This is a genomic window from uncultured Amnibacterium sp. (assembly GCF_964245895.1).
Taxonomy (GTDB): Bacteria; Actinomycetota; Actinomycetes; order Actinomycetales; family Microbacteriaceae; genus Amnibacterium.
Genome location: NZ_CAXTOQ010000014.1, coordinates 1 through 22,808 on the forward strand (window position 1 = coordinate 1; position 22,808 = coordinate 22,808).

Annotated in this window: 22 protein-coding genes and 2 pseudogenes; 14 read left to right on the forward strand and 10 right to left on the reverse strand. The window is 74.4% G+C overall.

Going from position 1 to position 22,808, the window contains the following annotated elements:
- Nucleotides 1–677: NAD(P)-dependent oxidoreductase (locus ACFE60_RS03710; RefSeq protein ID WP_375387491.1), on the reverse strand; the 677-nt coding region annotated here is incomplete at its 3' end.
- Nucleotides 678–765: 88 nt separating this feature from the next.
- On the opposite strand from ACFE60_RS03710, the gene ftsY reads away from it, so the two are divergent.
- Nucleotides 766–1,629, forward strand: coding sequence for a signal recognition particle-docking protein FtsY (gene ftsY / locus ACFE60_RS03715; protein WP_375387492.1), 864 nt, complete (start codon nucleotides 766–768; stop codon nucleotides 1,627–1,629).
- 159 nt (nucleotides 1,630–1,788) lie between these two features.
- Here ftsY and ACFE60_RS03720 read toward each other — a convergent pair whose 3' ends face one another.
- The 5 genes from ACFE60_RS03720 to lipB form a co-directional block, all read right to left on the reverse strand.
- Complete coding sequence (locus ACFE60_RS03720; RefSeq protein WP_375387493.1) at nucleotides 1,789–2,616, reverse strand: hypothetical protein; 828 nt, start codon at nucleotides 2,614–2,616, stop codon at nucleotides 1,789–1,791.
- 38 nt (nucleotides 2,617–2,654) lie between these two features.
- The gene (locus ACFE60_RS03725; RefSeq protein ID WP_375387494.1) at nucleotides 2,655–3,725 is read right to left on the reverse strand and encodes an epoxide hydrolase family protein; all 1,071 of its coding nucleotides are present in this window, start codon (nucleotides 3,723–3,725) and stop codon (nucleotides 2,655–2,657) included.
- A 4-nt stretch (nucleotides 3,726–3,729) separates the two neighbouring features.
- Nucleotides 3,730–4,248 (reverse strand): gamma carbonic anhydrase family protein, encoded by a 519-nt coding sequence (locus ACFE60_RS03730; protein ID WP_375387495.1) that lies wholly within the window; start codon nucleotides 4,246–4,248, stop codon nucleotides 3,730–3,732.
- Between the two features lie 135 nt (nucleotides 4,249–4,383).
- Nucleotides 4,384–5,346, reverse strand: coding sequence for a lipoyl synthase (lipA, locus tag ACFE60_RS03735; RefSeq protein WP_375387527.1), 963 nt, complete (start codon nucleotides 5,344–5,346; stop codon nucleotides 4,384–4,386).
- A gap of 71 nt (nucleotides 5,347–5,417) precedes the next feature.
- On the reverse strand, nucleotides 5,418–6,074 hold the full coding sequence (gene lipB / locus ACFE60_RS03740) for a lipoyl(octanoyl) transferase LipB (protein ID WP_375387496.1): 657 nt from the start codon (nucleotides 6,072–6,074) through the stop codon (nucleotides 5,418–5,420).
- A 40-nt stretch (nucleotides 6,075–6,114) separates the two neighbouring features.
- On the opposite strand from lipB, the gene ACFE60_RS03745 reads away from it, so the two are divergent.
- On the forward strand, nucleotides 6,115–6,729 hold the full coding sequence (locus ACFE60_RS03745; RefSeq protein ID WP_375387497.1) for an HD domain-containing protein: 615 nt from the start codon (nucleotides 6,115–6,117) through the stop codon (nucleotides 6,727–6,729).
- Between the two features lie 62 nt (nucleotides 6,730–6,791).
- On the opposite strand, the gene ACFE60_RS03750 is transcribed toward ACFE60_RS03745, so the two are convergent.
- Nucleotides 6,792–7,694: an aldo/keto reductase gene (locus ACFE60_RS03750; RefSeq protein ID WP_375387498.1), complete on the reverse strand. Its 903-nt coding sequence runs from the start codon at nucleotides 7,692–7,694 to the stop codon at nucleotides 6,792–6,794.
- Between the two features lie 418 nt (nucleotides 7,695–8,112).
- Between ACFE60_RS03750 and ACFE60_RS03755 the strand changes: the two genes are divergently transcribed.
- From ACFE60_RS03755 to ACFE60_RS03785, 7 genes and pseudogenes are all read left to right on the forward strand, one after another.
- Nucleotides 8,113–9,093: an NAD-dependent epimerase/dehydratase family protein gene (locus ACFE60_RS03755; protein ID WP_375387499.1), complete on the forward strand. Its 981-nt coding sequence runs from the start codon at nucleotides 8,113–8,115 to the stop codon at nucleotides 9,091–9,093.
- A 290-nt stretch (nucleotides 9,094–9,383) separates the two neighbouring features.
- Nucleotides 9,384–10,952: a signal recognition particle protein gene (gene ffh / locus ACFE60_RS03760; protein WP_375387500.1), complete on the forward strand. Its 1,569-nt coding sequence runs from the start codon at nucleotides 9,384–9,386 to the stop codon at nucleotides 10,950–10,952.
- 1 nt (nucleotide 10,953) lies between these two features.
- On the forward strand, nucleotides 10,954–11,496 hold the full coding sequence (locus ACFE60_RS03765) for an MOSC domain-containing protein (protein ID WP_375387501.1): 543 nt from the start codon (nucleotides 10,954–10,956) through the stop codon (nucleotides 11,494–11,496).
- Nucleotides 11,497–11,768: 272 nt separating this feature from the next.
- Nucleotides 11,769–12,167 carry a PPOX class F420-dependent oxidoreductase gene (locus ACFE60_RS03770; RefSeq protein WP_375387502.1) on the forward strand — a complete coding sequence of 133 codons (399 nt, stop codon included), beginning with the start codon at nucleotides 11,769–11,771 and terminating at the stop codon, nucleotides 12,165–12,167.
- A gap of 2 nt (nucleotides 12,168–12,169) precedes the next feature.
- A complete protein-coding gene (locus tag ACFE60_RS03775; RefSeq protein ID WP_375387503.1) occupies nucleotides 12,170–12,544 on the forward strand; it encodes a DUF4166 domain-containing protein in 375 nt (124 codons plus the stop codon).
- A gap of 8 nt (nucleotides 12,545–12,552) precedes the next feature.
- A complete protein-coding gene (locus ACFE60_RS03780) occupies nucleotides 12,553–12,774 on the forward strand; it encodes a DUF4166 domain-containing protein (RefSeq protein WP_375387504.1) in 222 nt (73 codons plus the stop codon).
- Nucleotides 12,771–13,784: pseudogene (locus ACFE60_RS03785) on the forward strand (DUF1731 domain-containing protein). The gene ACFE60_RS03780 and the pseudogene ACFE60_RS03785 overlap by 4 nt, the downstream one beginning before the upstream one ends.
- A gap of 72 nt (nucleotides 13,785–13,856) precedes the next feature.
- On the opposite strand, the pseudogene ACFE60_RS03790 reads toward ACFE60_RS03785, so the two are convergent.
- Nucleotides 13,857–14,471: pseudogene (locus ACFE60_RS03790) on the reverse strand (dihydrofolate reductase family protein); the annotation flags it as partial.
- Nucleotides 14,472–14,652: 181 nt separating this feature from the next.
- On the opposite strand from ACFE60_RS03790, the gene ACFE60_RS03795 reads away from it, so the two are divergent.
- Entirely contained in the window at nucleotides 14,653–15,192 is a 540-nt protein-coding gene (locus tag ACFE60_RS03795) for a YbhB/YbcL family Raf kinase inhibitor-like protein (RefSeq protein ID WP_375387505.1), read from the forward strand.
- A gap of 134 nt (nucleotides 15,193–15,326) precedes the next feature.
- Here the strand turns inward: ACFE60_RS03795 and ACFE60_RS03800 are convergent, their stop codons facing one another.
- The gene (locus ACFE60_RS03800; protein ID WP_375387506.1) at nucleotides 15,327–15,752 is read right to left on the reverse strand and encodes an ester cyclase; all 426 of its coding nucleotides are present in this window, start codon (nucleotides 15,750–15,752) and stop codon (nucleotides 15,327–15,329) included.
- Between the two features lie 167 nt (nucleotides 15,753–15,919).
- Between ACFE60_RS03800 and ACFE60_RS03805 the strand changes: the two genes are divergently transcribed.
- Entirely contained in the window at nucleotides 15,920–16,723 is an 804-nt protein-coding gene (locus ACFE60_RS03805) for an LLM class F420-dependent oxidoreductase (RefSeq protein WP_375387528.1), read from the forward strand.
- A gap of 43 nt (nucleotides 16,724–16,766) precedes the next feature.
- Here the strand turns inward: ACFE60_RS03805 and ACFE60_RS03810 are convergent, their stop codons facing one another.
- Nucleotides 16,767–17,915: a glutamate--cysteine ligase gene (locus tag ACFE60_RS03810; protein WP_375387507.1), complete on the reverse strand. Its 1,149-nt coding sequence runs from the start codon at nucleotides 17,913–17,915 to the stop codon at nucleotides 16,767–16,769.
- Nucleotides 17,916–18,055: 140 nt separating this feature from the next.
- On the opposite strand from ACFE60_RS03810, the gene ACFE60_RS03815 reads away from it, so the two are divergent.
- The 3 genes from ACFE60_RS03815 to ACFE60_RS03825 are packed head-to-tail and all read left to right on the forward strand — an operon-like array spanning nucleotide 18,056 to nucleotide 22,670.
- Complete coding sequence (locus ACFE60_RS03815; RefSeq protein WP_375387508.1) at nucleotides 18,056–19,081, forward strand: 3-oxoacyl-ACP synthase III; 1,026 nt, start codon at nucleotides 18,056–18,058, stop codon at nucleotides 19,079–19,081.
- A complete protein-coding gene (locus tag ACFE60_RS03820; protein WP_375387509.1) occupies nucleotides 19,075–21,666 on the forward strand; it encodes an alpha/beta fold hydrolase in 2,592 nt (863 codons plus the stop codon). The genes ACFE60_RS03815 and ACFE60_RS03820 overlap by 7 nt, the downstream gene beginning before the upstream one ends.
- Complete coding sequence (locus ACFE60_RS03825; protein ID WP_375387510.1) at nucleotides 21,663–22,670, forward strand: NAD-dependent epimerase/dehydratase family protein; 1,008 nt, start codon at nucleotides 21,663–21,665, stop codon at nucleotides 22,668–22,670. The genes ACFE60_RS03820 and ACFE60_RS03825 overlap by 4 nt, the downstream gene beginning before the upstream one ends.
- Nucleotides 22,671–22,808: the final 138 nt, after the last annotated feature.

Below are 22,808 nucleotides of genomic sequence, written 5' to 3' on the forward strand. Positions count from 1 at the left end.
TCGATGATCGTGCGGCCCTTCGCCTGGAGGTAGGCGCTGTCGGCCGCCCCGCCGGCGACGACCTCGAGAAAGCCGGCCGGGTCCAGCCCGAACGCGCGGGCCTGCTCGACGCCGAACGCGGCCGCGGCGTTGATCGTCGCGACCCACGAGTTCGCGACGAGCTTCATGGCGCTGGCCGGTCCGGGGTCGTCGCCGAGCCAGATCGTGCGGGAGCCGATCGCGTCGAGCACCGGCTGCACCGCCTCCCGGGTCCGCTTCGGGCCGGAGGCGAGCACGGTCAGGGTGCCGGACTCCGCCGGCTGCTTCGTGCCGACCACGGGGGCGTCGTAGAAGGGGATGCCGTGCGGCGCGGCCAGCGCGGCGAGCCGCGCGGTGCCGTCGATCCCGACGGTGCTGGTCTGCAGCCACACCGTCCCCGGCTGCAGGTGCGGGATGGCCTCCGCCATCACCGCGGCGACCGAGTCCGCGTCGAACAGCATCGTGATCAGGATCTCCGCCTCCGCGAGGGCCTCCTCGAGCGAGGACGCGACGATCGCCCCGTCGTCCGCGAGCGGGGCGGACCGCTCGGCCGAGCGGTTCCAGACCGTGACGGGCAGCCCGGCGCGGAGCAGCGAGCGGGTCATGCCCGCCCCCATCGTCCCGGTGCCGAGCAGGGTGACCGTGGGGATGTAGGCCATGCGGGGTCCTTCCGTGGGGGCGCCGCGACGGTAGCGCCGGCCGGCCGAGCGCGGGCAGGGAGGCGGCCGGGCCCTACCCTTGCTGACCGTGGCGGGATTCGGTGCGCGGCTTCGGAACCTGTTCGGCACGGTTCGGACGATCGACGAGGACACCTGGGACGACCTCGAGGCGGCGCTGATCGGCGCCGACTTCGGCCCCGACATCACCGAGTCGATGATCGCGTCGCTGCAGGAGAAGGTCGAGCGCTTCCGCACCACCGACCCCCGCGACCTGCAGCGGATGCTGCGCGAGGACGTGGAGGAGCGGCTCGCCGGGTTCGATCCGACCCTGAAGCTGACGGCGCGGCCCGCGGTGGTGCTGGTCGTGGGCGTCAACGGCGTCGGGAAGACGACGACGATCGGCAAGCTCGCGAAGTTCGTCGGCAACTACGGGCGCACCGTGGTCGTCGGGGCCGCCGACACGTTCCGCGCCGCCGCGGTCGAGCAGGTCGCGACCTGGGCGGAGCGGGCCGGCGCCGCCGTCGTCCGCCCGCAGCACCCCGGCCAGGACCCCGCCTCCGTCGCCTACCAGACGATCGAGCACGCGCAGCGGACCGGGACCGAGATCGTGCTCATCGACACCGCCGGTCGCCTGCACACCAAGGGCGGCCTGATGGACGAGCTGGGCAAGGTCAAGCGGGTCGTCGAGAAGCTGACGCCGATCGCGGAGGTGCTGCTCGTGCTCGACGCGACGACCGGCCAGAACGGCGTGCTGCAGGCGCAGGCGTTCATCGAGTCCGCAGGCGTCACCGGGCTCGTGATCACGAAGCTGGACGGCTCCGCGAAGGGCGGTTTCGTGCTGCGCGTGCAGGACGAGACCGGCATCCCGATCAAGCTGATCGGGCAGGGCGAGCGCATCCAGGACCTGACCGGCTTCACCCCGCACGTCTTCGCGCAGGGCCTCGTCGGCTGAGGTTCGCGGATCCGGATCCCTCTCGCGGATCCGGACGAGCGGAGGGACACGCCGCGCGGAGGCGCTTCGACGCGGCGTGTCGCGCAGTTCATCCGGATCCGCGACACCTCAGGCGGCCGGAGGGGCCTCGCGCAGCAGCAGCGCGTCCAGCGGGGCGGATCAGCGCGCGGGCAGCAGGTCCTCGGCGTCGAGGACGGCGTCGAGCGCGTCCACCAGCAGGTCGATCCGGTGCAGCAGATCGGATCGGGACGCGCTCGCGGCGTCGAGCACGTCGAGGACGAGCGGCTCCGTGTCCGCCGGCCGCGTGGAGCAGAGGCGCGCCACGTGCTGCAGCAGCCGCTTCTCGCCGGGATGCGGGACCCGATCGATCGCGAAGAGGATGTCGAACACGCTCGTGAGCAGAGCGGTCGTCCGATGCTGCACGCTGACCCGGTCGCCGCGGCGGAGCGCGAGCTCGATCTGGTCCCGGTACGACGACAGCTTGCCCCGCAGCACGGGGTGGTTCACGGCGACGACGGCCCGTCGGAGCGCCTCCGGGTAGGGCGCCCGCGCCCGCGCCTGCAGGTCCGCGAACCAGCCCGATCGGTCGAACAGGGATCGCGAGTCCCTGACGGTGTGCCAGAACGCCGTCGAGTAGCCGATCGACGCGACGTGCCGGACGAGCACGCGATCGAGCTGGTCCTCCATGAAGGCGGGCGCCCAGTAGACGACGTCGATCCCGCGCCCGCCCGCATCGATCCACTCGTCCCCGAGCCCGAAGAAGTCGTTCCCGATCTCCGAGCGGGATGCGCGCGGCGCGATCAGCGCCCGGCGCGCATCCGCCGACGGAGGCGTCCGGCAGTAGACCTCGAGGTCGACGTCGGAGTCCGCGTCGTCGGTGCCCGTCGTCCAGGATCCGCCGAGGGCGACCGCCTCCACCTCGTCGAAGGCGGCGAACCGCTCGGCCCACGAGGCGGCGAGCCGGGGCACGGGGAAGTCGTCGACCATCTCGACAGGGAAGCATCGCCGGCTGGGATGCCGGTAGGTCAGCGGAGGGAGCGGACGAGCGCGGCGACCTCCTGCGGCACCTCGCGCGCGACGAAGTGGCCGCCGCGCTCGAGGGTGCGGAACGTGCGGATGTCCCGGTAGGTGTGCTCCGCGAGCGCGCGCGGGTAGCCGCGGTCGCCGAGGGCGAGCGCGATCGCCGCGGGCACCTCGATCGGCGGCTGCGCCGCCTGCACCGGATCGTCGATGTAGGGCCGGAAGCTCGTGCCGATCGAGTCGGTGAGCCAGTAGAGCATCACGGTCGTGATCAGGTCGTCGAGCCGGAAGACCGACTCGACGTCTCCGCCGACGTCACCCCACGCGCGGAACTTCTCGACGATCCAGGCCGCGAGGCCGGCAGGCGAGTCGCCGAGGGCGGCGGCGAGCGTGTCCGGCTTCGTCGACTGGATCTCGGCGTACCCGCGGTCGTCGGCATGCCGCTCGTCGAGGGCCGTGAAGAACCGCGCCGTCTCCTCGCCGAGCGCGGTGCGCTCCTCCCGGGGCGGGTAGGCGGGATGGGTGACGACGATGCCCGCGACGCGTCCCGGGTAGGTGCCGGCGACCCGGTCGCTGATCCAGGTGCCGACGTCCTCGCCGTACGTCAGGTACCGGGCGTGCCCGAGCAGATCCGTCATCAGCCCGTCGACCATCCGCGCGACGACGACGTCGCCGAACGGCTCGTCGAGCGCAGGGGACCAGCAGAACCCCGGCAGCGACGGCACCACGACCTCGAAGTCCGCGGCCAGCGCATCGGCCAGCGGCAGCATCTCGGCGAAGGTGTACGGCCAGCCGTGCAGCAGCACGATCGCGGGGGCGCCCGGGTTCCGCAGGTGCACGAGGTGCAGGCGGCCCTCGGGAAGCGTCGCGATCGCGTGCGGGTACCGGTTCAGCCGCCGCGCCTGCGCGGGCCAGTCGTACCGCTCGAGCCAGTGCGCGACCAGCCGGCGGAGGAACGCTGGCGACGTGCCGGCGGCCCACTCCGGCCCCGGGGTCGCCGCGGGGAAGCGGGTGCGTCGGAGGCGATCGTGCAGCTCGGTCAGGTCCGGGGACTCGGGTACGCGGAAGGGCTCCACGCCGTCACGCCCCTTCGGCTCGATACGCGATCCCGAGGTCGCGATACGTCTGCGCGTTGCGCCGGATCCGCTCCAGCTCGTCGTCCGTGATCGACCGGCGCACCTTCGCGGGTACCCCGGCGACGAGCGAGCGCGCGGGCACGATCGTCCCCTCGAGGACCACGGCTCCGCCTGCGACCAGCGACCCCGCGCCGATCACGGCGCCGTTCAGGACCGTCGCGTTCATCCCGATCAGGCAGTCGTCCTCGATGGTGCAGCCGTGCACGACGGCGCCGTGGCCGACGCTGACCCCCGCGCCGATCGTCGCGGGGGAGCCGGGGTCGCAGTGCACGACGACGGTGTCCTGCAGGTTGCTGCCCGTGCCGAGCACGATGTCGTCGCGGTCGCCGCGCAGCACCGCGCCGAACATCACGACCGCGTCCGCCTCCACCCGCACCCGACCGATCAGGGTCGCGTCCGGTGCGACGAACGCCGAGGGGTCGATCTGGGGCAGCGCGCCGTCGAACGGGAGGATCGTGGCCATGCCGCCAGCCTCGCGCTCCTGCCCGACCGGCCGCTGATCGCCGCCGCAGGATCCGAGTTGCGACCCTGAGGGACAGATGCTGCCGCTTAGGCAAGGGCATCTGTCCCTCAGCGTCGCAACTGCCGAGCCGAGGCGTCAGCCGACCGCCTGAGCGAAGCCGAGGCTCGGGTCGGCCAGGTGCAGCAGCCCCTCCGGCAGCTCGCGCCCCTTCGCGGACATCGACTGCGCGTAGAGCCGGCCGGCGCGGTAGGAGGAGCGGACGAGCGGGCCGGCGAGCACGCCGAGGAAGCCGATCTCCTCCGCCGCGGTCCTGAAGTCCTCGAACTCCGCCGGGGTGACCCAGCGGGCGACGGGGAGGTGGCGGGGTGTCGGGCGGAGGTACTGGGTGAGGGTGATGATGTCGGTGCCGGCGGTGTGCAGGTCCTCGAGCGCCTGCAGGACCTCGTGCGACTGCTCGCCCATGCCGAGGATCAGGTTCGACTTCGTCACGAGCCCGGCGTCGCGCGCGCGGGTGAGCACGCCGAGGGAGCGCTCGTACCGGAACGCGGGCCGGATGCGCTTGAAGATCCGCGGCACCGTCTCGACGTTGTGGGCGAAGACCTCCGGCCGCGAGTCGAAGACGACCCGGAGCAGGTCGGGGTCCCCGGAGAAGTCGGTGGCGAGGATCTCGACCCCGGTGCCGGGGTTGGCGCCGTGGATCGCGCGGACGGTCTCGGCGTGCAGCCAGGCTCCCTCGTCGGGCAGGTCGTCGCGGGCGACGCCGGTGACGGTGGCGTAGCGCAGCCGCATCCGCGCGACGGACTCCGCGACCCGGCGGGGCTCGTCGGTGTCGTAGTCGGCGGGCTTGCCGGTGTCGATCTGGCAGAAGTCGCAGCGGCGGGTGCACTGCGAGCCGCCGATGAGGAAGGTGGCCTCCCGGTCCTCCCAGCACTCGGAGATGTTCGGGCAGCCGGCCTCCTGGCAGACGGTGTGCAGGCCCTCGTCCTGCACCAGGTGACGCAGCGCCTGGAACTCCGGTCCCTGCTTCAGGGTGGTGCGGATCCACGCCGGCTTCCGCTCGATCGGCACCGACGCGTTCCGCGCCTCCAGCCGCAGCATGCGACGGTGACCGGCCTGCGCGGCCTCCTGGTCGGGCGACAGCCCGGTGGAGGGGAGGCGGACGACGCCGCTCACGCCGCCACCTCCTCGAGCGCGGCGAGGCCGAGGACCCCGCGTCGGAAGTGCGCGAGCACGAGCGGCGCCGCGTCGGCGGGCGATATGCTGCGGCCGGCGACCGCGGAGAGGGTCGTCACGCCCGCGTCGCGGATGCCGCACGCGACGATGCGGTCGTAGGGCGTCAGCTCGTTGCCGCAGTTCAGGGCGAAGCCGTGCATCGTCACGCCCTGCTCGACCCGCAGCCCGATGGCGCCGACCTTGTCCCAGCCGCCGGCCGAGCGGACCCAGACGCCGCTGCGCCCCTCCACCCGCTCGCCGGCGACGCCGAACGCCCGGGCGACGTCGATCATCATCGCCTCCAGGTCGCGCACGAACGCGACGACCTCGTGCCGGTCGGGCAGGCGCAGGATCGGGTACCCGGTCAGCTGGCCGGGGCCGTGCCAGGTGACCTTCCCGCCCCGGTCGACGTCCACGACGGGCGTGCCGTCGGTGGGGCGCTCGTCGTCCGCGGTGCGCTTGCCCGCCGTGTAGACGGGCCGGTGCTCGCAGAGGATCAGCGAGTCGGGTCGCGCACCGGCGACGACCTCCGCATGGACCCGCCGCTGCAGCGCCCACCCTTCGTGGTAGTCGAGCAGATCGGGAGCGAGGGACGAGCGCACGACGTCGATCACGCGAGGAACCCTACGACGGGCGCGGCGCCGGGGCGGCAGGATGACGGACGTGCGCCTCGCCGACCACCGCCTCCCCGAGTCCGCCGCCGTCCGGGCCGCCCAGGGGCTCACGGAGCGGTACCTGACGCCCGCCCTGGCGGCGCACTCCATCCGCAGCTGGTACTGGTCCGCGGGCTTCGCGGAGGTCCTCGGCCTCGAGCCGGATCGCGAGCTGCTCGCCGTCGCCGCGCTGCTGCACGACATCGGCCTGGCGGAGGAGTTCGACGCCGTGCGCGTCGCCTACGAGGTGGGCGGCGGGCACGTCGCGGCCGTGTTCGGCGCGGGCGCCGGGTGGCCACCGCACCGGCAGGCCCGCGTCATCGAGGTGATCGAGCGGCACAACTGGCCCGACGTCGACCCGGCGCTGGACGTCGAGGGCCACCTGCTCGAGATCGCGACCGGGCTCGACGTCTCCGGCGCGCGGCCGGACGCGCTGCCTCGCGAGTACCTGGAGGAGGTGCTGGCCGCGTTCCCGCGAGGCGCCCTCGCGGCCGACTTCGGCGACCGCGTCGCGGACCAGGCGGAGCGCAAGCCCGCGACGGCGGCCGCGCGCCTCCTGCACGGCGGCCTCCGGCGCAAGCTGGCCGACAACCCCCTCGAGGACCTTCCTGGTTGAGGCTGGAATTCCCCACGCGCCGCTTCCTGCCCTGGGAACGACGGCGTGTTCCGAATCGGGCCTCAACGAGGAAGCGAGTCGAGGCGCTCCACGGTCTCCGGGTCGAGGGGGCGCGCGAGCGCCTCGTGCACCGCGTCCCAGTCGGCCTTCGCCCGCGGGGCGACGATCGTGGAGGCGACCGCCTCCTTCGCGAGCAGCCAGGACAGCGCCAGCCCCTCGAGCGACAGCTCGAGATCCCGGGCGAGCGTCCGCAGGGCGATCAGCGTCTCGAGCGCCGCATCGACCGCTCCCTCCTGCTGCGCGCCGGACCGGATCGCCTCCGCGGCTCGCTCCTCCGCGGCGACGTGCCGGGCCGTGAGGCGCCCGGCCCCGAGCGGCGCCCCGGCCAGCAGCGCGACGCCTTCGCCCGCGGCCAGCGGGGCCAGATCCCGCAGGACGTCGCGCTCCAGCAGGTTCAGTCGCACGCGCACGAACGACGGGCGGGGGAGTCCCAGCCGGTCGGCCTCCGCGAGCAGCCCCTCCAGCGCCCAGGCGTCGGCGTCGCCGGCCCCCCAGCCCCGGAGCCGGCCGGACTCGATCGCCGCGGCGAGCGGCTGCAGCGAGTCCTCGACCGGGGTCTCCGCGTCCGCGCCGCGCAGCCACGCCAGGTCGACCCGGCCGAGCCGGCGGGACGCGGCCGCGAGGTGCGCCTCGAGGCGGAGCGGGGAGAGATCGGAGCCGCGCCCCTGCCCGACGACCGCGCCGACGCCCGACAGGACGACGATCCCCTCCGGCTGCCGCTCCTCCAGCCAGCGCCCGGCCGCGCTCTCCGCCCCGTGCGTCCCGTCCGCGGCGTCGAGCGCCCGGATGCCCGCCTCCCAGCCCTCGTCGAGCAGCTCGACCGCGCGGGCGACCGGGGTCGGCAGCGGCGCGGAGCCCATCGTGCAGGCGGTGAGGTCGAGCCCGGCGACGGAGGTGGTGCGCATGCCGCGACCGTAACCGGGTCGGAGGGGAACGCTTGACTGCCGGCATGGACCTCGCCGCGCTCGCCGACCGTCTCGAACGCATCTCGGTCGGCTACGCCGCGCGGGAGGGGATCGCGCGGGACGACGACTGGTTCCTGCTGAAGCTCGTCGAGGAGCTGGGCGAGCTCACCCAGATCCAGCTGGCGCGGAGCGGGCGGAGCAAGGATCGCGGGTACGACGCCGCAGAGCTGGACCGGCGGCTGGCCGGGGCGAATGCGCGGACGTGCTCGGCCACGTCCTGCTGCTCGCCCGCCGCCACGGCGTCGACCTCGACGCGGCGCTCGATGCGAAGTGGCTCCAGTGGGAGCGCCAGGGGTGAGGACGCCGCTCCGAGCAGCGAGACCGATCGCGCCGCCCTGCGACCGGCCAGGATCGGACCATGCGGATCCTCGTGCTCGGTGGGACGGCGTGGCTCGGTCGGACGATCGCGGCGGAGGCGGTCGGCCGCGGGCACGAGGTCGTCTGCCTCGCCCGCGGCGAGTCCGGCGCCGTCGCGCGAGGCGCCCGTCCGGTCGTCGCGGATCGAGACCGGCCGGGCGCGTACGACGGCGTCGGTGGCCGCTGGGACGCGGCGGTCGACGTCGCCCGGGAGCGCCGGCACGTCGAAGGCGCGGTGGCCGCCCTCGACGCCGCACGGTACCTGCTCGTGTCGACCGGGAACGTCTACGCCGACCCGTCCACGCCCCACCTGTCCGAGGACGCCGCCCTGCTCGACCCGGATGCGCCCTCCGCCGACCCCGGGGAGGCGTACGGCCGCGGCAAGGTCGCCTGCGAGCGGGCCGTGGTCGGGCGGTACGGCGCCCGGGCGCTGATCGCCCGCGCGGGGCTCATCGGCGGGCCGGGCGACGCCTCCGGACGCTCCGGCTACTGGCCGTGGCGCTTCGCGCACCCCTCCGGCGACGCGGTGCTCGTGCCGGACGCCGCCGCTCGCGCCTCGCAGCTGATCGACGCCCGCGACCTCGCCGCCTGGCTGGTCCGCTGCGCGGAGGACGGCACCGGCGGCACGTTCGACGCGGTCGGGCCGGAGACCCCGCTCGGCGACCACCTCGCGACGGCGCGGCTGGTGGCGGGCCACGCCGGCGAGGTCGAGCTCGCCCCCGAGCCCTGGCTCGCGGAGCAGCGCGTCGCCGAGTGGGCGGGCCCGCGCAGCCTGCCGCTCTGGCTCGCGGACCCCGGCTGGCAGGGCTTCGCCGCCCGGGACGGCTCGCGCGCCCGCGCCGCCGGTCTGGTCCACCGCCCGCTCGAGGAGACGCTGCGCGACGTGCTCGCCTGGGAGGAGGCGCAGCCCGCCCAGCCGCACGGCGCAGGACTGACCGACGGGGAGGAGCGCGACATCCTCCGCCTGCTCGCGGCCACCTGAGCAGGCCGGTCGAGCACCTGAGCAGGCTGCACGCACACTTCGGCAGGCTGCGCGCGCTTCGACAGGCTCTGCTGCGCCGCCTCGGCCTGCTGAAGCACGAGGGGCCTGCTGGAAGAGGAGTGGCCTGCTGGAGCACGAGGGGCCTGCTGAAAGACGAGTGGCCCACTGAAAGACGAGGGGCCTGCTGAAAGACGCGGGGCCTGCGGAAGGACGAGCGGCCTGCGGAGGCGCCCGACGCCGGGGCTCGCCGCCCGGTGCGGCCGACCGGGGCGCAGTAGGATCCCAGCCCTATGGCCACCTTCGGATCCCTGTCGGATCGGCTGACCGCCGCCCTCGCGAACCTCCGCACGAAGGGCGTGCTCACCGCCGCCGACGTCGACGGCACGGTCCGCGAGATCCGGCGCGCGCTGCTCGACGCCGACGTCAACCTCGACGTCGTCAAGGCGTTCACCGCGAGCGTGCGCGAGCGGGCGCTCGGCGCGGAGGTGAACAAGGCGCTGAACCCGGCGCAGCAGGTCGTGCAGATCGTCAACGAGGAGCTCGTGGGCATCCTCGGCGGGGAGCAGCGCCGCCTCGAGTTCGCGAAGCAGCCGCCGACGGTCATCATGCTCGCGGGCCTGCAGGGTGCGGGCAAGACGACCCTCGCGGGCAAGCTCGCGAGGTGGCTCGAGAACGACGGGCACACCCCCCTCCTCGTCGCCGCGGACCTCCAGCGCCCCAACGCCGTGCAGCAGCTGCAGGTCGTCGGTGAGCAGGCGGGCGCCACGGTCTTCGCGCCCGAGCCGGGCAACGGCGTCGGCGACCCGGTGCGCGTCGCGAAGGACGCGGTGCGGTTCGCCCGCGACAAGCAGCACGACGTCGTCATCATCGACACCGCCGGCCGCCTCGGCGTCGATGCGGAGCTGATGAAGCAGGCCGCGAGCATCCGGAAGGCGACCGATCCGGACGAGGTCCTGTTCGTCATCGACGCGATGATCGGCCAGGACGCGGTCGCGACCGCGAAGGCCTTCCAGGACGGCGTCGACTTCACCGGCGTGGTGCTGACGAAGCTCGACGGCGACGCCCGCGGCGGCGCCGCCCTCTCCGTCGCCAGCGTGACCGGCCGGCCGATCGTGTTCGCCTCCACCGGGGAGCGGCTCGAGGACTTCGAGCCCTTCTACCCGGACCGCATGGCGAGCCGCATCCTCGACCTCGGCGACATCCTCTCCCTCATCGAGTCGGCTCAGGAGGCCTTCGACGAGCAGGAAGCGCTCGAGATGGCGGAGAAGATCGCCACCTCCAGCTTCACGCTCGAGGACTTCCTCAAGCAGATGCAGCAGCTGCGGAACCGCGGCGGCCTGATGAAGATGATCGGGATGCTGCCCGGCGCGCGGCAGATGCGCGAGCAGCTCGACGGCTTCGACGAGCGCGAGATCGTGCGCACGGAGGCGATCATCCAGTCGATGACGCCGGGCGAGCGGCAGAACCCGAAGATCCTGAACGGCTCCCGGCGCCTCCGCATCGCCCGCGGCTCCGGGATGACGGTGACCGATGTGAACGCCCTCGTGCAGCGCTTCGACCAGGCCGCGAAGATGATGAAGACCGTCGCGCGCGGCGGCGTGCCCCAGATCCCGGGCATGGGTCCGGTCGGCTACGGCGGCGGCAGGCCCAAGCAGGTGCAGAAGAAGAAGGGCTCGAAGTCGGGCAACCCGGCGAAGCGCGCGGCGGAGAACGCGGCGCTCGCGGAGGGGCGCTCGCTGAAGCCGCAGACGTCCGGCGGCGCGGGCTTCGGGCTGGGCGGCGGAGCGGCCGGCGGCGGCGCCTCCGGCGAGCCGAGCGCCGCGGACCTCGAGCAGCTGCAGAAGCTGCTCGGTCGCTGAGGTGGCCGGGGTCGTCGTCGCCGTCGCGCTCGACGACGCCCACCGCTTCTCGAAGCGCGTCGCCCCCGCCGTGCGGCTGCTCGCCGGACTCGGCGTGGAGGGGGACGCGCACGCCGGCGTCACCGTGCAGCACCGGTCCCGGGTCGCTCGGGACCCGTCGCAGCCGAACCTGCGCCAGGTGCACCTGATCCACCGCGAGCTGCTCGACGAGGTGGACGAGGCGGGGTTCACCGTGCCACCGGGGGCGATGGGCGAGAACATCACCACCGAGGGCGTCGATCTGCTCGGGCTGCCGACCGGCACCCGGCTGCGGCTCGGTGCCGACGCCGTCGTCGAGGTCACCGGGCTCCGCAACCCGTGCCTGCAGATCGACGGCTACGAGCCAGGGCTGCTGAAGCGGATGGTCGGCCGCGACGCGGACGGGAACGTCGTGCGGCTCGCCGGCGTGATGTCCGTCGTGCTCGAGGGCGGCGAGGTCCGGCCCGGCGACCGGATCGACGTGCTCCTCCCCGAGGGCCCGCGCGTCCCGCTCGCCCCCGTCTGACCGCGTCGCGTCGCGACGCCGGCCGTGCGGCCCGCGCGGAGGCGCGCGGCCCGAAGTCGCCCGATGCCGCATCCGCCCGCCCGCCGAGCCCTTTGGCAGGAGGAGCCGAGCCCGTCAGCAGGAAGAACCGAGCACGACGGCAGGAAGAATCCACGATCGCAGGAAGGATCGGCCCTGTTCTTCCTGCCGAAGCGAGATCTTCCTGCTGAAGCGCTCGGCCCGAGGACCGGGCGCCGGACGACGCGCAGTCGCACGCCCGTAGGGTCGGCGAGATGGATCTCTCCCAGCAGGTGATCGACCTCCTGCGCGCCCCGAGCATCTGCTACCTCGCGACGACGATGCCCGACGGGTCGCCCCAGGTCACCCAGGTCTGGGTCGACACCGACGGCACCGACGTCGTGATCAACACGGTGGAGGGGCACCAGAAGCTGCGGAACGTGCGCCGCGACCCGCGGGTCGCCCTCACCGTCTCCGATCCCGCGCGGCCGAGGGCGTACGTGCAGATCCGCGGCGACGTCCACGAGATCACGACCGACGGCGCCCGCGAGCACATCGACCAGCTGAGCCACAAGTACCTCGGCACGCCGTACCCGACGTTCGGCGGGGGCGGAGGCGGCGAGCGCGTAATCCTGCGCATCGCGCCGCGCCGGGTCTCCAGCCCCCGCGGCTGACGGTGCCGTCGCCGTGGGAGGCGGCCCTCGGCGACGCGGTCGAGGGCCTGCGTCCCGAGCTCCGCGCGTACTTCGCGGCCATCCCGCCCGGCGCGGTCGGCGAGGGCAGCGGGGTGTTCGACCGCGTCGGCACCCCGCACCGCTGGCTGCGTCCCGTGCTGCGGCTCGTCGGCGGACCGTCGCTGTTCCCGATCGACGAGCGCGACGTGCCGTTCGACGTCCGGAACCGCGCGATGCCCGGGGTCGCGGGCGTCGCCGCCGAGCGGACGATCCACCTGCGGGACCGCGACCTCACCATGCGGGACGCGACCGTCGCGACCGCGCCGGGCGTCGTCGTCGACCGCATCGGCCTGCCGGTCGCCTCGAGGTCGCGCTGAGCCCCGCGGTGCAGGACGGCGGCCTGCGACTCGACTCCATGCGGGTCCGCCTCCGCGTCGGGCCGCTGCGCCTCCCGCTCGGTCCGCTGTCGCCCGCGGTGCGGCTCACGGAGCGGTTCGAGGACGGGCGTCAGCGGGTGGCGCTCACCGTCGATGTCCCCGTTCTCGGCAGGATCTACGAGTACGCCGGGTCGTTCACCTACGCCGTCCGGCAGGAGGAGCACGCATGACGGTCGTGATCGCCGGCGCCTCGGGCTTCATGGGCAGGCGGCTCGTCGCCGAGCGGCGCGCCGCGGGGGAGGAGGTGCGCACGATCGGGCGTCGAGGCGCCGACGCCGCGTGGGGCGACGCCGCGGGCATCGCGCGGGTGCTCGACGGCGCCGACGTGCTCGTCAACCTCGCGGGGCGCAGCGTGAACTGCCGGTACACGCCAGCGAACCGGGCGGAGATCCTCCGCTCGCGCGTCGGGACCACCGGCGAGCTGGCCCGCGGCGTCGCCGCAGCGGCCGCGCCGCCGTCCCTCTGGCTGAACTCCAGCACCGCCACGATCTCTCCCCGGCGCACGGCCGTCACGCGCTGACGCGCGCGCCGGAACCGGCGCCGTGGGCCCAGCCACGCCGACGACCGGCCGATGACGGAGGCGGACGGCGATCTGGGGGAGGGCTTCTCGGTGTCGATCGCGAAGGCGTGGGAGGCGGCGTTCTTCGAGCCGCCGCTGCCGGGGGTGCGCCGCGTCGCGCTGCGCACCGCGATCGTGCTCGGACGCGGCAGCGTGATGGTCCCGCTCACGCGGCTCACCCGCCTCGGGCTGGGCGGCGCGCAGCTGGACGGGCGCTGGCCGGGCACCTCGGCCCGGATCGCCGCCGGGGTCCACCACCGGTACCGGCCGACGTCCTCGGGAGGCCGGCAGCGCTTCTCCTGGATTTACCCGGACGACGTGCTCGCGGCGATCGCGTTCCTCCGCGCGCGCGAGGACTTCGACGGGGTGGTGAACCTCGCGGCGCCGGAGGCGAGCGACAGCAGGACGCTGATGCGCGAGCTGCGCCTCGCGCTCGGCGTGCCGGTCGGGCTGCCGGCGAGCCGGTGGATGCTCGAGCTCGGCTCGTTCGCGATCCGGACCGAGACCGAGCTGGTGCTGAAGAGCCGGTGGGTCGTGCCCGAGCGCCTGGTCGAGGCCGGGTTCGTGCACCGGCACACCGATCTGGGGTCGACGCTGCGCGCGATCCTCGATCGCGGCTGATCGCGCGGATTCAGCCCTTCGGGCGGTAGACGTTCGCGACCACACCGCCGGCGAACGACGTCGACTCACCAGCTGCAGGTCGAGGGCGCCGGTCAGGTCGCTGAACAGCCCGTCGCCATGTCCGAGCGCGATCGGTGCGACCACCAGCCGGTACTCGTCGACGAGCCCGGCCCTGACCAGGCTGCGTCCGATGCCCGTACCCGCCTGGGCCAGGACGTAGCCGCCGTCCTCCTCCTTGAGCCGGGCGACCTCCTCCGCCAGGTCCCCGCTGAGGACGCGGGTCGACGCCCAGCTCTCCCGGATGACCGGGTCCTCGATGCCGGCCGCGAGGGCCGCGGGGTCGAACGACGCCTCCCGGGTGAGAACGGCCTTCGGGATGCGGTTCATGCCCGGTGCCACCGGGATGGTGGCCGTCGGGTAGAAGGCGATCAGCTGCTCGAACGAGGTGCGACCGATCGCGTGCACGCCGGCGCCCTCGATCGTGTCGACGACCCAGGAGGCGGAGTCCGGCGTCCCGGCGCGCAGGGCCCACATCGGGTCGGCGTCCGCGCCGCCGACGAACCCGTCGATCGAGATGGACATCTTCAGCACGAGCTCGCGCATCGTGTCCTCCTGCTCAGCATGCGCCACGCCCGATGGTGCGCGGCCGACGTCCGCATGCTGGCATCGGCCGCTGACGCCCTCCATGGAGGTCCGGTCGGGGGAGCCCGGACCGCGGCCACGGCCGGTCCGCGCCGGTCGACTCGCGACGACGATGCCCACCGAGCACGTCTCGGGACGAGCGGCTTCGCAGCGGTCCCATGGTGGGCGGCGCGCCTGCGACCGCTCCCTCCGAACCGGCCCCAGGTGCGCGGCCTAGCGTCCTGCCATGAGCGATCGCGACTACGACCCGTACGCCCGACTCGACCCGGTGCCCTCCTTCCCGGTGACGAGCGACGACGTGACCGACGGGCAGCCGCTGCCCGCCGCGGTCTACGGCGCGGACGCCGGCGGCCAGGACCGCTCGCCGCAGCTGGCCTGGTCGGATCCGCCCGCGGGCACGCAGAGCTTCGCGGTCACCATGTACGACCCGGACGCGCCGACCGGCTCCGGCTTCTGGCACTGGGCGGTCTCCGACATCCCCGCCTCGGTGACCTCGCTCGACGCCGGTGCGCCGGCCCCCGACGGCGCGGTCGTGCTGCGCAACGAGCTGCGGGAGCCCGGCTTCACCGGCGCGACGCCGCCGCAGGGCACGGGCGTCCACCGCTACTTCGTCGTCGTGCACGCGGTCGACGTGCCGTCGCTCGGCATCGACCCCGAGGTCACGCCGGCGGTGCTGGGCTTCAACCTGCACTTCCACACGCTGGGCCGCGCGATCCTGGTCGGCACGGCGGAGTTCGGCGGCGCCGAAGGCGACGACGGACGATGAGCGCGGCCGGCGGCGCCGTGGCGCGGGTCGCCGGGCCGTACTCGGCGTTCTCGTGATCACCGCGCACCGCGTGTTCGTGACGGTGCGGGGCCGGCCCGCCCGAGCCGGGTGATGACGGGCGGGCCGGGCGCGGGTCAGACGAGACCGAGCTGCTGGAGGATGCCCAGCTGGTCGGTCGCGCCCCAGCGCTCCGTCATCCGGCCGTCGGCGAACCGCCCGACCTGGATGCCGCGGACCGTGAACGACTTCCCGGTCGCCTCGTGGCCGAGGAACTCGCCCTGGTGCGTCCCGGTGATCTCGAGGACGGCGGTGACGTAGTCCTCCGTCGCGATCACCTGCACGGGCTCGAGCGCGACATCCGGGAACGCGGTCGTGAACGTGGTCCAGAACTCGCCGATCCCCTTCGGCCCCTCGGACTGGCCCGGCGCGGGGTCGTGGTCCACCAGGCCGTCGGCGAGCACCTCCGTCAACCGGTCGTACTCGCCGGCGCCGACGATCTCGCCCATCCTCCCCTGCGCCTCGAGGTTCGTCTTCGCGCGGTCCTGCACGTCGTCCGGCATGGGGGCTCCTTCGTCGATCCGTGCACCGCGGATCGCGGGCGGTGCATTCCTACGCGCCGAGCCGACACGGGACCTGATGACGAGCCGGGCGCCGGCTGCACGTCCGCTCCTCCCGTCGGCGGAACCGGGAGGTCGACGGGAGGACAGCCGGGCGCCCGTAGCCTGAGATCGTGAGCACCGCCGACTTCCGCGCCGGGGACCGTCCCGTCCGCATCGCCGTCCAGATCGCCCCCCAGCACCTGCCGATCGCCGCGCTGCGCGACGCGGCCGTGCACGCCGAGGACCTCGGCGTCGACATGGTCATGAACTGGGACCACTTCTACCCGCTGTCCGGCGACCCCGACGGGCTGCACTTCGAGGCCTGGACGCAGCTGGCGCAGTGGGCGGAGGCGACCGAGCGGGTCGAGCTGGGGCCGCTCGTGAACTGCAACTCGTACCGCAACGCGAACCTGCAGGCCGACATGGCCAGGACCATCGACCACATCTCGAACGGCCGGTTCGTCTTCGGCACGGGGTCGGGCTGGGCGCAGCGGGACTACGAGGAGTACGGCTTCCCGTTCGGCACCGCCGGCTCCCGGCTGAACGACCTCGCCCGCGACCTGCCGGTCGTGCGGGACCGGTGGGCGCGGCTGAACCCGCCGCCGGTCCGCCGCATCCCGATCCTCATCGGCGGCGCGGGGGAGCAGAAGACGCTGCGCATCGTCGCCGAGCACGCGGACATCTGGCACAGCTTCGTCCCGCCGGAGGGGATCGCGCACAAGCTCGAGGTGCTGCAGGGGCACGCGGAGGCGGTCGGGCGCGACGTCGCGGAGATCGAGATCGGCAACGAGCTGCGCGGCGCGGACGACGCGAAGGCGCAGGCGCTGCACGACGCCGGCGTCCGCCTCTTCACGGTCGGCATCACCGGCCCCGACCTCGACTGGGCCCCGGTCGAGCGGTGGATCCGCTGGCGCGACGCCCACAACGCCTGATCCGTTCTGAAGGAACTTCTTCAGCGGCGCCGCAGAAGTTCCTTCACAACGAAGAACGGGTCGGCACGCCCTCCCGCATCTCCCTGACGAGCGAGGAGACGACCGCGCGCAGGTCGCCGCCCGCCTGCGCGGACGCGAGCATCTGCCGCTCGTAGGAGGCGCCGACCTCGACGATCGTCAGCACGTCCTGCAGCTCCTGCGCGCAGCCGAGCCGGTCGGCGACGGGCTCGAGGCGGGCGACGAGGTCGCGCACCTCGTCCTCGACCTGCCGCTGGGCGCCGTCGCGGTCGACCACGATCTCGGCGTCCATCCCGTACCGCGCGGCGCGCCACTTGTTCTCCCGCACGTACCAGGGCTGCAGCGTGGGCAGCGCCTCGCCGGCGTCGAGCCGCGCGGAGCAGTCGTCCACGACGCACTGCACGAGCGCGGACAGCGCACCGATCTCGAACGTGGTCGGCAGCCCGTCGCAGACCCGGGTCTCGACCGTGCCCCACTTCGCCGACGGACGCACGTCCCACCGGATCTCGTCCCAGTGGTCGATCACGCCGACCTTCGTCAGGTCCTCGACGATCGACTCGTACTGCTGCCACGACTCGAGCACCGGCGGCAGCCCGGCGGTCGGCAGCTGCTGGAACAGCATCGCCCGGCTGGAGGCGTACCCGGAGGACTCGCCGAAGACGAACGGGGAGGAGGCGGACAGCGCCTGCAGGTGCGGGTAGTACAGGAGCAGGGCGTCGAGCACCGGCAGCGCCTTGGCCGGGTCGTCGACTCCGACGTGCATGTGCACGCCCCAGATCAGCAGCTGCCGCCCGAAGATCCCGGTCCGATCCATCAGGGTGACGTACCGCTCCTTGTCGGTCACCTGCTGGTCCTGCCAGGCGGCGAAGGGGTGCGTGCCCGCGCAGATCAGATCGACGCCCATCGGATCGGTCGTGCGCCGCACCTCGTCGAGCGACCGCTGCAGGTCCTCGACCGCCTCCCTCGCGGTGCGGTTCACGCCGGTCACGATCTCGACCGTGTTGGTCAGCAGCTCGCTCGTCAGCCGGGAGACGCCGTCGTCACCGACGATGCGCGTCGTGGCGAGCACCTCCGGGGCGGCGGGGACCAGATCGCCGGTCGACCGGTCGACGAGCGCGAGCTCCCACTCGACGCCGAGCGTGGACCGGTCCGACCGCGCGAAGTCGATCGTCATGCGCGTCATCCTGGCAGACCGGTGTCCGCGCGGTGTGGGCCGCCGGACCGGGCGCCGCCGCACAACATCACCAGGCAGAATGGGCCGACTGTCCGCGCGTCCCGCTTCCCGGGCGCGACCTTCCCGAGCCTGGAGCATGTGTGAACGGCAACGCCACCTCGACGTACCGCAACGTCAGCCTGCTGTCGGTGTCGAGCGTGCTCGGCCCGCTCGTGACGACGTCGGTGGAGATCGAGCGCCGCATCGAGCCGATCCTGAAGCGCCTCCGCCTCCCGGTCGGGCTGCTCGAGCGCGTCGCGGGCGTGATCGAGCGCCGCAACTGGGGCCCGGGGTTCTCGTCGCACGAGGCCGCGGTGCAGGCAGGTAACAGCGCGCTGCGGGAGGCGGGCGTGCCCGCGGCATCCATCGGCCTGCTGATCAACACCTCCATCACGAAGGAGCACCTCGAGCCGTCCGTCGCGACGCGGCTGCACCACGGGCTCGGGCTCCCGACCTCGGCGATCAACTTCGACGTGTCGAACGCCTGCCTCGGCTTCGTGAACGGCATGAGCCTCGCGGCCGGCCTGATCGACGCGGGCCAGGTCGACTACGCGATGGTCATCGACGGCGAGGACATCGACCGCATGCAGCGCACGACCATCGAGCGGCTGGCGCAGGACGAGGCGCTCGACCGGCAGTCCTTCATGAACGAGTTCGCCAGCCTGACCCTCGGCTCGGGCGCGGCCGCCGCGGTGCTCGGCCGCGCGGACCTGCACCCGGAGGGGCACCGCCTCGTCGGCGGCGTGACCCGCGCGGGCACGGAGTGGAACGACCTCTGCATCGGCTCGATGGACGGCATGACGACCGACACGAAGTCGCTGCTGAAGCGCGGCATGGAGCTGGTCACCGCCGCCTGGAACGAGGCGAAGCGCGACTGGAACTGGTCCGACATGGACCGCTACATCATGCATCAGGTGTCCAGCGCCCACACGGCGGCGTTCGTGAAGGCCGCCGAGATCGACCCGGAGCGGGTGCCGGTGACCTACCCGAGCCTCGGCAACGTCGGCTCCGCCTCCATCCCGATCACGCTGGCGCAGGAGTCGAAGAAGCTGCAGAAGGGCGAGCGGGTGCTGCTCTGCGGCGTCGGCAGCGGCATCAACACCTCGATGCTCGAACTGGCGTGGTGATCGCGGCCTCTCCGCCGCCCGATCGCCTGCCCGGGCTCGACCCGGCCTGGTGCCGCCTCGTGCCGGTGCACGACGTGGCGACCGGGCGGCAGGTCGTCCACCACCTGCTCGACACGGAGGCGGCGCTCGCCGCGGCCGACGCGGAGCCGGTCGGCACGATCCTGGCCGTGCACGGCAACCCGACCTGGAGCTACCTCTGGCGCTGCCTCGCCGCCGAGTCGGTGCGCCGGGCCGTCGCGGGCGCGCCCGCGTGGCGGGTCGTCGCCGTCGACCAGCTGGAGATGGGCTGGTCGGAGCGCACGGGCGTCGTCCGCCGCGTCGCCGACCGCGTGCGCGACCTCGGCGCGCTGACCGACGCGCTCGCCCTCGGGCCCGACGTGGTCGCTCTCGGGCACGACTGGGGCGGCGTGATCGTCTCCGGCTGGGCGCTCGAGCACCGCGACGTGCTCAGAGGGGTGATCCTCACGAACACCGCGGTCGACGGTCACGCGGCGCTGCCCGCCGCGCTCAGGGCCGCGCTCGCCGCCTCCTCGTTCGGCACCGAGTGGACGACGGCGTTCCTCGACACCACCCTCGCCATCGCGCACCCGCGGCTCGACCCCGCGGTGCGCGCCGCCTTCCGGTCGCCGTACCGCACGCCGGCCAGGCGCCACGGGGTCCGGGACTTCGTCGCCGACATCCCCGCGACCGCCTCCCACCCGAGCCGACGGGCGGTCGAGCGGATCGCGGCGGGCCTTGCGTCGCTCGACGTCCCGGCCCTGCTGCTGTGGGGCCCGCGCGACCCGGTGTTCCAGGAGCGGTACCTGCACGACCTGCTGCAGCGGCTGCCGAACGCGGACCTGCACCGGTTCGAGGGTGCGGGGCACCTGGTGCAGGAGGACGCCGACGTCGCGGGCGCCGTGCTCGACTGGATCGCCGCTCCGCGCCGTCCGGAGGCGCTCGACGGCACGCCCGCCCCGGCGCCCGTCGCCCCGCTCGTCGGCGCGCAGCCGACCCGGCCGATGTGGGCGGAGCTCGAGGCGCGGTCGGAGGACGACTCCGCCGCGCTCGTCGAGCTGGACGGGGAGTCGGTCCGCACCGTCCCGTGGCGCCTGCTCGCGCGGCGCGTGCGGGAGGTGGCGGCTGGGCTGGACGCGATCGGGGTGCGGCGCGGCGACCGCGTCTCCCTGCTCGTGCCGCCCGGCGCCGACCTGACCGCCGCGCTCTACGCCTGCCTCCGGATCGGCGCGGCGGTCGTCGTCGCGGACGCCGGGCTGGGCGTGCAGGGGCTGACGCGGGCAGTCAAGGGCGCCCGCCCGGACTGGATCATCGGCATCCCGACCGCGCTCGCCGCGGCGCGGGCGCTCGGCTGGCCCGGCGTGCGCATCGCGCCGGCCGGCCTCGCGCGCAGCGCCAGGGCCGCCCTCGGCGTGCGGCACACGCTGCCCGAGCTGGCACGCCTCGGCCGCGGCCGCTCCCTGCCGCCCGAGCCCGGCCAGGACGACCTGGCCGCCGTGCTCTTCACCTCCGGCTCCACCGGGCCCGCGAAGGGCGTCCGCTACACGCACGCCCGGCTCGCCGGCGTGCGCGACGCGCTCATCGCGCAGTACGGCATCGGCCGCGACACCGGGCTGGTCGCCGGGTTCGCGCCCTTCGCGCTGCTCGGCCCCACCCTCGGGTGCCGCACCGCGGTGCCGGACATGGACGTCACGAAGCCGGCGACGCTGACCGCGACGGCCCTGGCCAGGGCCGTCGCGGCGATCGACGCCGACGCGGTCTTCCTGTCGCCCGCCGCCCTGACCAACGTGCTCGCGACCGAGCCGGAGGCGGACGCCTTCGACGGCGTCCGCCTGCTCCTCACGGTCGGGGCGCCGGTCGCGGCCCCGCTGCTGGACCGGGCGCAGGAGGTGCTGCGGGCCGCCTCCCTCCGCACCCCCTACGGCCTGACGGAGTGCCTGCTGGTCGCCGACATCACCCGCGAGGCGATCCACGAGGCGGGTGCCGGCGACGGCGTCTGCGTCGGCCCGCAGACCGCCCGCGCCCGCATCCGCATCGCCCCGCTCGACGCGGACGGCGCTGCCGCGGGGGAGCCGACCACCGACGCGGGCGTGACCGGCGAGATCCAGGTGCACGCGCCGCACATGCTCGCCGGCTACGACCGGCTCTGGCGCACGGACGCCGCCGCGAAGGCCGGCACCCCGCTGCAGGAGTGGCACCGCACAGGCGACGTCGGCCACCTCGACGCCGAGGGCCGCCTGTGGGTCGAGGGCCGGCTGCCGCACGTCGTCGTCACGCCGGACGCGGTCGTGACGCCCGTGGGCGTCGAGCTCGCGGCCCAGCGCGCGGGTGCGCCGCGCGCCGCCGCGGTCGGGGTCGGGCCGCGCGGCACGCAGCAGCTGGTCGTGGTCGTGGAGGGGGCGGACGGGCCGCTCGCCGACCCGGGGCTCGCCGCGGCGGTGCGGCGCGAGGTCGGGCGGCCGGTGGCCGCTGTGCTCGCGACGCCCGCGCTGCCGACCGACATCCGGCACAACGCCAAGATCGACCGCGCCCGGGTCGCCCGCTGGGCGACCCGGGTGCTCGCCGGCGGCCGGGGAGGGGCGCCGTGAGCCGCGGCGCCGTCGAGAGCCTCGGCACCACGCTCGTCACGGGCGCGAGCGGCTGGCTCGGCGCCGCGGTCGCCCGGGACCTGGTCGCCGCGGGCCATCGGGTCCGCACGCTGCAGCGCCGCCCCTCCGGGGTCGACGGCGCGGACGACGTGCTCGGCTCGGTCACGCAGCCGGACGCCGTCGAGGCCGCGGTCGCCGGCGTCGAGGCGGTCGTCCACCTCGCCGCGAAGGTCTCCTTCGCCGGGGACGAGGCGGAGTTCGTCGCCGTGAACATCGAGGGCACCCGGTCCCTCGTCCGCGCCGCCAAGCGGGCGGGCGTGCGCCGGTTCGTGTTCGTGTCCTCGCCGTCGGTCGCCCACACCGGCGAGCCGATCATGGGGGAGGACGCGCCGCCCGCCCGGCCCGAGGGCGCCTCCGGCGCCTACGCCCGCACGAAGGCCGCCGCCGAGATCGTCGCGCTCGGCGCCGACGCCCCCGGCTTCGCGGTCGTCGCGGTCCGGCCCCACATCGTCTGGGGGCCCGGCGACCCGCAGCTCGTCGCCCGCATCCAGCAGCGGGCCGCGACCGGCCGCCTCCCGCTCGTCGGGTCCGGCGCCGCGCTGGTCGACAGCACCTACATCGACGACGCCGTCTCGGGCATCCGTGCGGCGCTCGACGCGGCCGAGCGGGTGCACGGCGCCGCCTACGTCCTCACCTCCGGGGAGCCGCGGCCGATCGCCGAGCTGATGGCCGGCTTCTGCGACGCGGCCGGCGTCGCGCCGCCGACGCGACACGTGCCCGCGGGCGCCGCGAAGGCGGCCGGCTCGCTCGTCGAGGCCCTCTGGCGGATCCGACCGGGCGCGGACGAGCCCCCGATGACCCGGTTCCTCGCCGAGCAGCTGTCCACCGCGCACTGGTTCGACCAGCGGCGCACGCGGCGCGACCTCGGCTGGCGGCCGGAGGTGGGCGTGACGGAGGGCCTGCGTCGGCTCGCCGAGCACCACCGCGCCGGTTCCCCAGGCTGATCCCACGCCCGGCGGTCGCCCCGCCGCCGCGGGTCTGGCAGAATGGGCGGTCGGTCCGCGGGCTTCGACCCTCTAATCAGGTTCGCGGATGCACATCTTGGTCCGTCGCCGACTGTGCCCCACGCACTCGGCAGCACG